General features: G+C 59.9%; 7 protein-coding genes. All 7 read right to left on the bottom strand.

The genetic code is table 11. The features are described from left to right. Window positions 1-447: 447 nt before the first annotated feature. A complete protein-coding gene (locus tag BLQ98_RS14505) occupies window positions 448-1,587 on the bottom strand; it encodes a M20/M25/M40 family metallo-hydrolase (RefSeq protein ID WP_093734018.1) in 1,140 nt (379 codons plus the stop codon). A gap of 69 nt (window positions 1,588-1,656) precedes the next feature. Next, entirely contained in the window at window positions 1,657-2,823 is a 1,167-nt protein-coding gene (locus tag BLQ98_RS14500) for a M20 aminoacylase family protein (protein WP_093734017.1), read from the bottom strand. Then, window positions 2,820-4,505: an ABC transporter ATP-binding protein gene (locus tag BLQ98_RS14495; protein ID WP_093734016.1), complete on the bottom strand. Its 1,686-nt coding sequence runs from the start codon at window positions 4,503-4,505 to the stop codon at window positions 2,820-2,822. Before BLQ98_RS14495 ends, BLQ98_RS14500 begins: the two co-directional genes overlap by 4 nt. Before the next feature lies 1 nt (window position 4,506). Continuing rightward, the gene (locus tag BLQ98_RS14490) at window positions 4,507-5,394 is read right to left on the bottom strand and encodes an ABC transporter permease (protein ID WP_093734015.1); all 888 of its coding nucleotides are present in this window, start codon (window positions 5,392-5,394) and stop codon (window positions 4,507-4,509) included. A 1-nt stretch (window position 5,395) separates the two neighbouring features. Then, the gene (locus BLQ98_RS14485) at window positions 5,396-6,337 is read right to left on the bottom strand and encodes an ABC transporter permease (protein WP_005848795.1); all 942 of its coding nucleotides are present in this window, start codon (window positions 6,335-6,337) and stop codon (window positions 5,396-5,398) included. Window positions 6,338-6,401: 64 nt separating this feature from the next. Beyond that, a complete protein-coding gene (locus tag BLQ98_RS14480) occupies window positions 6,402-8,009 on the bottom strand; it encodes an ABC transporter substrate-binding protein (RefSeq protein WP_093734014.1) in 1,608 nt (535 codons plus the stop codon). A gap of 30 nt (window positions 8,010-8,039) precedes the next feature. Then, a complete protein-coding gene (locus tag BLQ98_RS14475; RefSeq protein WP_244148443.1) occupies window positions 8,040-9,584 on the bottom strand; it encodes a M81 family metallopeptidase in 1,545 nt (514 codons plus the stop codon). Between the last annotated feature and the right edge of the window lie 57 nt (window positions 9,585-9,641).

Below are 9,641 nucleotides of genomic sequence, written 5' to 3'. Positions count from 1 at the left end.
TTTGAAGTGCTTAAAGTTACCAAAGTAACGAAAAGCCGTCCAAACAGTGAAGCTGACACCGAATAATCGCTAAACACATAAGTGCGTCGCTATCGGCGCGATATGAAGAGGTTGATCCATCGAATGAACCAAACCGCCCACATATCTCTTCAGATATCAAATTTTCAAAGAGCGTTGAGACAAAAGAAACCAAGATGCGCCGTAAAACTTTCAGCGCGCCCCGCCTCTATTACCTCTGAATTTCCCCGCTACGTAAGCTCCGAACCTCAGCTCGTCGTCCCCGTCTAGCGCCCCGTGTCTGCTTGTCTGCGTCTCCGGTAGAACGCTCTATAGTCCTGTGATTTGGGGGCCGCAACACCTTTTTTCAAAAAATGTCATTTTTCTCGATTTTTTTCGGAACATGACCGGAAAAGGCTGATGTTGTCTGTCAGGGCCCCCTTGGGATGATTAAGCGCCCAAACGGCAATAGAGCCCTGCTGCCAGCTTTGCGCGCTCTACCAGACTGTCGACTTCGATGTGTTCATTCAGCGTATGGAGCCCCTGCCCCCTTACCCCGATTGAATCGAGCGTCGGCAGACCGAGGTAGCCGGTGAAGTTCCCGTCCGAGCCGCCGCCGGCCGATTGCCCTGTCATCTCGAACCCCAGCTCGCGCGAGATCTCTTGAGCCACCCCCAGCATTGCCATGGTGCCGGGCTGGTCCGGTTCCCAGACGGGGCGGGTCACACCGCGCGTGACCTCCATCACCACATTCCCCTGATCCGAGTTCAGCGCCATCATCTTGGCGATGCCCGCATCCAGTTGTTCCTGGGTCGTGGCCATCGACAGGACTTCGGCATCGCAGACAGAGGAAACACAGTTCACCCATTGCCCCGCGTTGAACACCCCCAGCGAGAAGGTGCAGTCGTCGCTGGTCATGCCTTCGATCACGGCGACATGCTTTGCCATCTCGGCAATCGCTGACACGCCATCCTTTAGCGCCCACCCCGCGTGGCTGGGTTTGCCACGGGTCTGCAAATCAAACCGCGCGATGGCATAGCGCCCAATCACCGCGCCGCCGTCAGGGCAGGCGGGTTCGGGCACTAGGATATATTTATGGCGCTTCGCCTCTGCCTCGATCAGCGCACGGGTCGAGGGTGTGCCAACCTCTTCGTCCGGCGTGAACAGCACGGTCACGGGCAGCGGCGTCTCGACCCCGGCGGCCAGCAATTTGCGCAGCGCGTCGAGGAACACATAGTTGCCGCCCTTCATATCCATCAGCCCGGGGCCATAACAGATACCGCCCTCGCGCCGGAACGGCAGCTTTTGCAGCGTGCCCACAGGATGAACCGTATCCATATGCCCCAAGAGCAGAATACCCCCCTCGCCGGCGCGGGGGTGGGGCATGGTGGCGCGCACGCTATCCCCAAAGCCCATACGCCCCGGGATGCGTTCAACCCGCGCGCCCAAGGCCGCCAGATCATGCTGCACCAGATCCATCATCCGGTTCACGGCACCTGCGTCAAAGGTCGGGCTTTCGGTTTCGATCCAGGGGCGCAGCCCGTCGATCATCTCGTCTGTATCAAAGGGCAGCTCAAGCGGGTTGGTCATGTCGGGTCTCCTCCCTATTGCGATGCCCCAAGGTGAGGCACCGCAGAACGTTCTTGATTTTGAATAATATCAGGTCTTGGGCAGACGTGTTTCCACGATGCGCGCATAGATGGACGCGCCCACGGGCAGCATCGCGTCATCCAGCACAAAGCCCGGATTGTGCAGCGGCACGTTGCCCGCGTGACCGACACGGCAATATGCACCGGGCACCACTTTCAGCATATCCGCAAAATCCTCCGATCCGGTGGCCTGTTCGGTCGATTCCGACGACAGATCGGCGCCCACCACATCTGCGGCAGCAGCGACATAGGCAGTGGTCAGATCGGGGTCGTTCATCAGCACGTCAAAGACATTGCGCAGGTCGACGTCGATCTCCACCCCGTAAGACAGCGCCATGCCAGCGCAGATATCGCGGATGCGCTGATCGGCGAGCTGGGACACATCGTCGTGGAAATAGCGGATCGTGCCGGCGATCGTCGCTGTATCGGGCACCACGTTATAGGCAGAGCCCGCATTGAATTTGGTCACCGACAGAACGATGGGCTTGGTGGGGATGATATTGCGGCTGGCGATGCTTTGCAGCTGTTGCACCAGCGCAGATCCGATGACGATCGGGTCTTTCGACTGATGCGGGGCGGCGGCGTGGCTGCCAGTGCCCTTGATCGTGATGTCGAAAAAGCTTGCCCCGGCCATCGCGGGCCCCGGCGTGACGGACACAACATTGGGTTCCGAATTGGGATCATTGTGCATCCCGTAGATTTCATCACAGGGGAAGCGTTCAAACAGCCCCTCCGCGATCATGCGGCGCGCACCGCCCAGACCTTCCTCGGCAGGTTGGAAGATCAGCACCACGGTACCGTCAAAGTCTCGTGTCTCGGCCAGATAGCGCGCGGCACCCAGCAGCATCGTGGTGTGGCCGTCGTGACCACAGGCATGCATCCGCCCCGGATTGGTGGAGGCATAGGCCACGCCCGAGGTTTCCTCGATCGGCAGCGCATCCATATCGGCACGCAGACCCACACGGCGGTTGCCACCCCCCTGCCCCTTGATCAGCCCGACGACACCGGTGCCGCCGATGCCCTCGTGTACCTCGTCCACCCCATAGGCGCGCAGCTGCGCCGCCACGATACCCGAGGTCCGCACCTCTTCGAATCCCAGTTCGGGGTGGGCGTGGAAATCCTGACGAATCGCGGTCAGATCACTGGCAAAGGATTCGATCTTTGGAATGGTGGTCATAGGGTGGCTCCTGTAGCGGGGGCTGTGCGGTCAAGCGCACGGAAATTGGCAAAATCCCAAAGGCGTCCGGGGGCAGCCTCGATCAGATTGCGGGTATAGTCATGGCGTGGCGCAGCAAGCACCTCGCCCGCGGGTCCATGTTCGACGACAACGCCCTTTTGCATCACCAGCACCTCGTCACAGATTTGCGCCGCGACGCGCAGGTCGTGGGTGATGAACAGCATGGCAATGCCGAATTTCTCCTGCACATCATCCAGCAGATGAAGCACCTGCGCCTGCACGCTAACATCCAGCGCCGACACGGCCTCATCCGCGACCAGCAGATCAGGCTTCATCGCAACGGCGCGCGCAATGGCAATCCGCTGGCGTTGACCGCCTGAAAACTGGTGCGGATAGCGGTCCAGTGCATCGCGTGGCAGCTCGACCAGCTCCATCAACTCGGCAGCATGTTCCATCGCATCGGCGCGGCTGGTGCCAAAGTTGATCGGCCCCTCGCACAGGCTGCGCGCCACGGTCCAGCGCGGGTTCAGCGACCGGTAAGGGTCCTGAAACACGATCTGGAAATGCTTGCGATGCGGCTGCAATTGACGGCGCGACAGCTTGGCAATCTCGGTCCCCGCAACAGTCACCTTACCGGCGGTGGGATCGATCAGACGCATAATGGCGCGCGCCACGGTTGATTTACCCGACCCGCTTTCGCCCACAATCCCAAGGGTCCGCCCCGGCTGGATGGTAAAGTTCACATCTCGCGCCGCACGCACCCCTTGGCTGGCGCGAAAGAAACCACCCCCGCCATAGGTCATTTCTAGCCCGTCCACGGTGATCACATCCCGCGCCTCTGCCGGTGCCCGAGGGGCACGCGGATCAAGGTTGGGCACCGCCTGCAACAGCTTGCGGGTGTAGTCTTCCTTGGGGGCCGTCAGCAGCTGCCGGATCGGCGCGCTTTCAACGATGCGCCCCTTCTGCATGACGCTGACGGTATCCGCGATCTCTGCCACCACACCCATGTCATGCGTGATGAACAGCACCGCCGTGCCATGACGTTCCTGCATCTCCGAGATCAGCTTGAGGATCTGCAACTGCGTCGTCACATCCAGCGCCGTCGTCGGCTCGTCCGCGATCAGCAGGTCAGGATCAAGAATCAACGCCATCGCGATCATGATCCGTTGCCGTTGCCCGCCTGACAGCTGATGCGGGAAAGCGGCATAGATGCGTTCCACATCCGGCAGGTGCACCTGCTCCATCATGTCGATGGTACGCGCCCTCGCCTCGGCGCGGGACAGATCGCTGTGCATATTCAGCACTTCCTCGATCTGCTCGCCGACCCGCAAAACGGGGTTCAGCGCGGTCATCGGTTCTTGGAAAATCATCGCGATCCGCCGCGCCCTCAGGGCCCGCATCTGGGCAGGTTTGGCTTGGGTAATCTCGATCCCTTCCAGATCAATCGAACCGCCCTGAATTTCCAGCGCATCCTTGGGCAGCAGCCCCATCGCGGTCAGCGAGGTGACAGATTTGCCCGACCCGCTTTCGCCAACCAGGCAGTGGGTCTCCCCCGCGCGGATATCCAGATCGATCCCGCGCAACACCGGATCGGCATTGGGCCGCCCCGTCAGTCCCACAGTCAGCCCCCGAATTTTCAAAACGCGTTTGGCATCGGTAAAGTCTTTGGACTTGAATTCCATCTCACACCTCCCGCTTTTTCATACGTGGATCAAGGATATCGCGGGCAGTGTCGCCCAACAGGTTGATCGCCAGAATACACAGCGACAGCATCAACCCTGGCCAGAAGATCAGCCCCGGCTTGATCTGGAAATAGCTGCGCCCCTCGGCCATGATATTGCCCCATGTGGGAATTTCGGTCGACACACCCGCCCCCAGAAAGCTCAGGATCGCTTCGATCAGAATGGCAGAGGCACAGATATAGGTGCCCTGCACGATCAACGGCGCAAAGGTGTTGGGCATCAGATGCTGCAACAACACTTTGGGCATCGATGACCCAAGCGCAATCGCCGCCTCGACATAGGGTTCTTCGCGCGCAGTCAGCACCACCGACCGGACCAGCCGCACCACGCGAGGCACCTCCGGCACGGTGATCGCGATGATCACCGATGTCACACTCGGCCCGTTCAGGGCCACCAGCGCAATCGCCAGCAGGATCGCGGGGATCGCCATCAGGCTATCCATGATCCGCATGATAATGCTGTCGGCCAGCCGGAAATAACCGGCGACCAGACCGATCAGCAGCCCCACGGCGACACTGACCACCGCCGCACCGATACCGATCAGCAGCGACACACGGCCCCCGGTCATGACCCGGCTAAAGATATCGCGGCCATAAGGGTCGGTGCCCAAAAGATGCGCCTCTGACGGCGGCTTGAGCCGTGACATCGCGTTCATCTCAAGCGGATTGAACGGCACATAGTAAGGGGCAAGCACGGCCGCCAGAACAATCACCACAAGGATCACCGCCGCGATCGTCGGGCCTACGCCGATCCGCATCGCTTTGGGGACAGAAAAAAAACCGGTCACAACTTGAAAGGCGCTGTGCCGCGAGGTTGGGATCTGCGTCATATCAGTACCGGATCCTTGGATCGAAGAATGAATAGGAAATGTCGATCAACAGATTGACCGTCACATAGATGCCCGCCGTGAGCAGGATCATCGCCTGAATAACCGGATAATCGCGTGCCAGAATGGCATCGACGGTCAGCCGCCCGATACCGGGGATGTTGAACACGCTTTCAGTCACCACCACGCCCGAGATCAGAAGCGCAAAGCCCGTGCCGATGATGGTCAGGATCGGCACCGCCGCATTGCGCAGCGCATGGCGGAACAGCACAACATTCTCGCGCACCCCCTTGGCACGGGCGGTGCGGATATAATCCTCGCCCAACACCTCAAGCATCGACGCCCGCGTCATCCGCGCAATCAGCGCGATATAGATCGTGGCCAGCGTCAGCGACGGCAGGATTGCACGGCTAAAGAAAGGCCCGATGCCATCGGTTGGCGATTTATAGCCCTGCACCGGCACCCACTTTAGGTCGATGGCGAAAATCTGGATCAGGATATAGCCGATGACAAAGACCGGCACGGAAAAGCCGAGCACCGAAAAAGACATTACAAGGAAATCGACCCAGGACCGGTGCCGCCACGCGGCAATCACCCCCATCGGCACGGCCAGAGCGACCGAGATCACAATCGTCATCAGCGCGATGTTCAGCGTCGGCCCCAGACGGTCGCCGATCATCCCCGCAACCGAGGTATTCGACAGCAGCGATGTCCCCAGATCACCGCGCAGCAGCTGGCCCATCCATGTGCCAAACTGCACGAGCAGCGGGTCGTTCAGCCCCAGACTGTCGCGGATACGTTCAAGCTGCGCAGGGGTTGCAGCATCACCAGCAAGGATCGCGGCAGGATCGCCGGGCGTTAGCCGCAGCAAAAGAAACACAAAGATCGCCACGATCACCATCACCGGTATCGTCGCCAATATGCGTTTGAGGATATAGAAAAACATGCCAACGGCTCCTTGGGGTACTAGGGGTGAAAGGCGCGCACCACGGCGCGCCTTTCTTGGCAGATTACTCGGCCGCTTTGGTCATGTTCCAGAACACCGGTACCGGCGACGGGATCATGTCTTCGATGTTCGAACGACGCGCCTGCGGGATGATGTATTCGCCCATCATCAGATAGTTCACGTTGTCCATCACATGCTCTTGAATACGCGTCGCGATCTCTTTCTTGGTCGCGTCGTCGCTGGCAGTCACATACTCGGCCCGCATGGCTTCGATTTCAGGATCATCAGGCCAGCCGAACCAACCGTCATCGCCACGCCCGTTCAACATCACGTTGACCAGCGGGTCAGACACTTCGGGCACCATCCAGTTGGTAAAGAACAGGTTCCACCCGCCCTCAGCAACAGGTGACTGTTGTGCGCGACGTTGCACGACCGACTGCCAGTCCATCGACTGCATATCAACTTCGAACCCTGCCTCGCGCAGTGCTTGGGCCGCAACAACCGGCTGGTTGTTCAAGCTGATCACATCCGTCGGTGCCATCAGAACAATCGGCGTCCCGTCATAGCCTGCTTCTTCCAGCAGTTCCTTGGCACGCTCGGTGTTCGCGCCACCGGTCAGCAAGTCAGAGCCAGCCTCGTCGCCCAAAGGTGTGGAACAGCCAAAGATCGCACCACATACTTTGTAGTACTCGGGATCACCCTGCATCGTTGCCAGCATGGATTCCTGATCCAGCGCGGCCATCGCCGCCTGACGCACCAGCTTGTTGTCAAACGGTGCATGCAAGAAGTTCGGACGCCCGATGGTGACATAGCCCAGATCATCGCGCTTCTCGACGACGACATCCTCGTTGCCCGACAGGATCGGCATCAGGTCGATCTGGACCTGTTCAAGATAGTCGATCTCCCCCGCCGAAAGCGCATTCAACGCAGTCAGCGCATCGGGCATTGTGGTCCAGACCACCTTGTCCACATTCACGACCTTACCACCAGCCATCCAGGATGCGGGTTCGTCGCGCGGCACATAATCATCGAATTTTTCATAGGTCACCGACACGCCGGGCTCGTAAGCGTCCTGATCAAATACGAACGGGCCGGAGCCGATGTATTCCGTGATCGTCTCATCGGCAGAGGTTTCGGCAACGCGCGCCGGCATGATGAACGGCGGCACAGCAGATTGTTTGGAAATCACGTCAATCAGCGGGCCGAACGGCTTGCTCAGGGTCCAGACAACGGTCTTGTCATCGGTCGCCTCAAGGCTTTCAGTCGCATCAAAGATCAACTGGCCGCCGCTGTCGCGCTTGCCCCAACGGGTCAGCGAGGCAACAACATCGGCACCGGTCACCGGCGCGCCATCGTGGAACACCAGCCCGTCACGCAGGGTAAATGTATAGACCAGCCCGTCGTCGGATGTTTCCCAGCTTGCCATTTGCGGCTGCGGGGCAAAATTTTCATCAACCGCCGTCAGCACGTCATAGATCATATAGGCGTGGTCACGTGTGATGTGCGCCGTGGTGATCACCGGATCCAGCACCCGCAGGCCCGAGTGCATGACCGCAGTGATCGTGGTTTCTTCCTGCGCAAAGCTCGCGGCAGGCACCAGAAGGGCAGCAGTCGTCATCAGCGACGCAGCCAGCCCCCGGCTTTGTTTCAGTGTGGGTCGTAAAGTCAGCATATCAATTTCCCATGTTGGTTGTGGTCATTGTTATATTTGGACACCGCCGGTTGATCCGCCGGTATCAGGGCGTGCAGCAGCCGCACGCGCAGCCCCGAAAACGGGACCGTTAGGAGAAAGCCGCAAACCGTCGCGCAAGCGCGTAAAGGGCAGGTCTGCGGGGTCGAAAGGCATCGGACCGGGGGCGCAGGCCACGATAATCTCGCGCGCGCTCGGGGTGAAATCGGCCCGAAAATGGGTAGAGCTTTTGACGACAACGACTTTTTGCGTCTCGGGCGCGATCCCGACAAAACGGAACATCTCGCGGTCGGCCATCTGGGCAATCCGTGTGGTCACGGCCACCCGTACGCCGCCGATCCGTAAACAAGCCGATGGCCCCAGATCCAGCATCGTCCCGCCATAATAGGGACCGGTGGCTTTCACTTTGCCATCCGACAGCGTCTCGACCACGGCCTCTACCTCGACGGGGCTATCGTCGGGCAGACCGGGGTGCCCGCCAATGCGGAAGACCGCGCGCGCCCCCTCCCCCAGCTCATGGGCTTGGGCGGCAGAATAAGGGTCCACAATCAACCCGATCGTCGCATCTTGAGCATCGGCATCAATCAGGGCACGCAACATGCCCGTCGTGGCCGACACCCCACCCGCGCCGGGGTTGTCTTGGGTATCGGCAATAACAACAGGCCCCTGCCCCGCCCCGTTTGCAGCACTGATCGCATAGGCAACCGCGGCCTCGGGCAAAAATGTCTTGTTCTCAAACTCGGCCTCGGCAGCGGCATAGGCATCCGCGACAGCATCCACCGCAGCATCCGCCGCCTCTTGTGAGTCGGCATAGGCCACAGCCGTCGGGCCGCAATCGGCGATATCCGCAGCAGGGAACCCCATAAACAACGACGCGGACAGCGCGCCTTGCGCCTCTACTTCTGTCAGCCCTTCATACAATCCCTTAGCAGGCTGCATATCCGTGGTCTGAAACGGGATCGGCACCAGATAGGACATGCGCCGGAACGCTTTGGCCGGCCGCGTGCCGGTCTTCATCACACGATCCAGCAACCGCGCCGCCGCGGCACCGGTATCTGCCATATCGATATGCGGATAGGTGCGGAATCCTGCGAGCACATCCACAGTATTCACAAATGCCTCGGATATATTGCCATGCAGGTCCAACGCGGCGGCAATCGGCACATCGGGCCCCACCAGCGCACGCACCTGCCGCGCGATCTCGGCTTCACCATCATCGTGATGCACAGCGACCATCGCGCCATGCAAATCCAGAAACACCCCATCCAATGGCCCCGCATTGCGCAGCCCGTCCAGAATGTCGCTTAGAATACTGTCGAACGCGTCTTGTGTCACAGGTGCCGACGGAATCGCACCCGCCCAAAGAATAGGCACGACATCCCACCCCGAATCCTCGGCGACTTTCAACGCGCCGGTCATGCCAAGGTTCACCTCTTGAAAGGCATCGACCATCGCGGGACCGGACACCATCGGTACGTAGCCGCCACCGACTTTGAATGCCGTCATATCGGCGGGTTCAGGCGCAAAGGTGTTGGTTTCATGAAGAAATCCAGCCATGGCGACGCGCATCAAATTATCCACCTATCGGTTGTTGTCTGGATCACAAAGCTAAAT

The sequence above is a fragment of the Sulfitobacter litoralis genome (assembly GCF_900103185.1).
GTDB lineage: Bacteria > Pseudomonadota > Alphaproteobacteria > Rhodobacterales > Rhodobacteraceae > Sulfitobacter > Sulfitobacter litoralis.
This window is presented reverse-complemented; position numbering and strand designations above follow the sequence as displayed.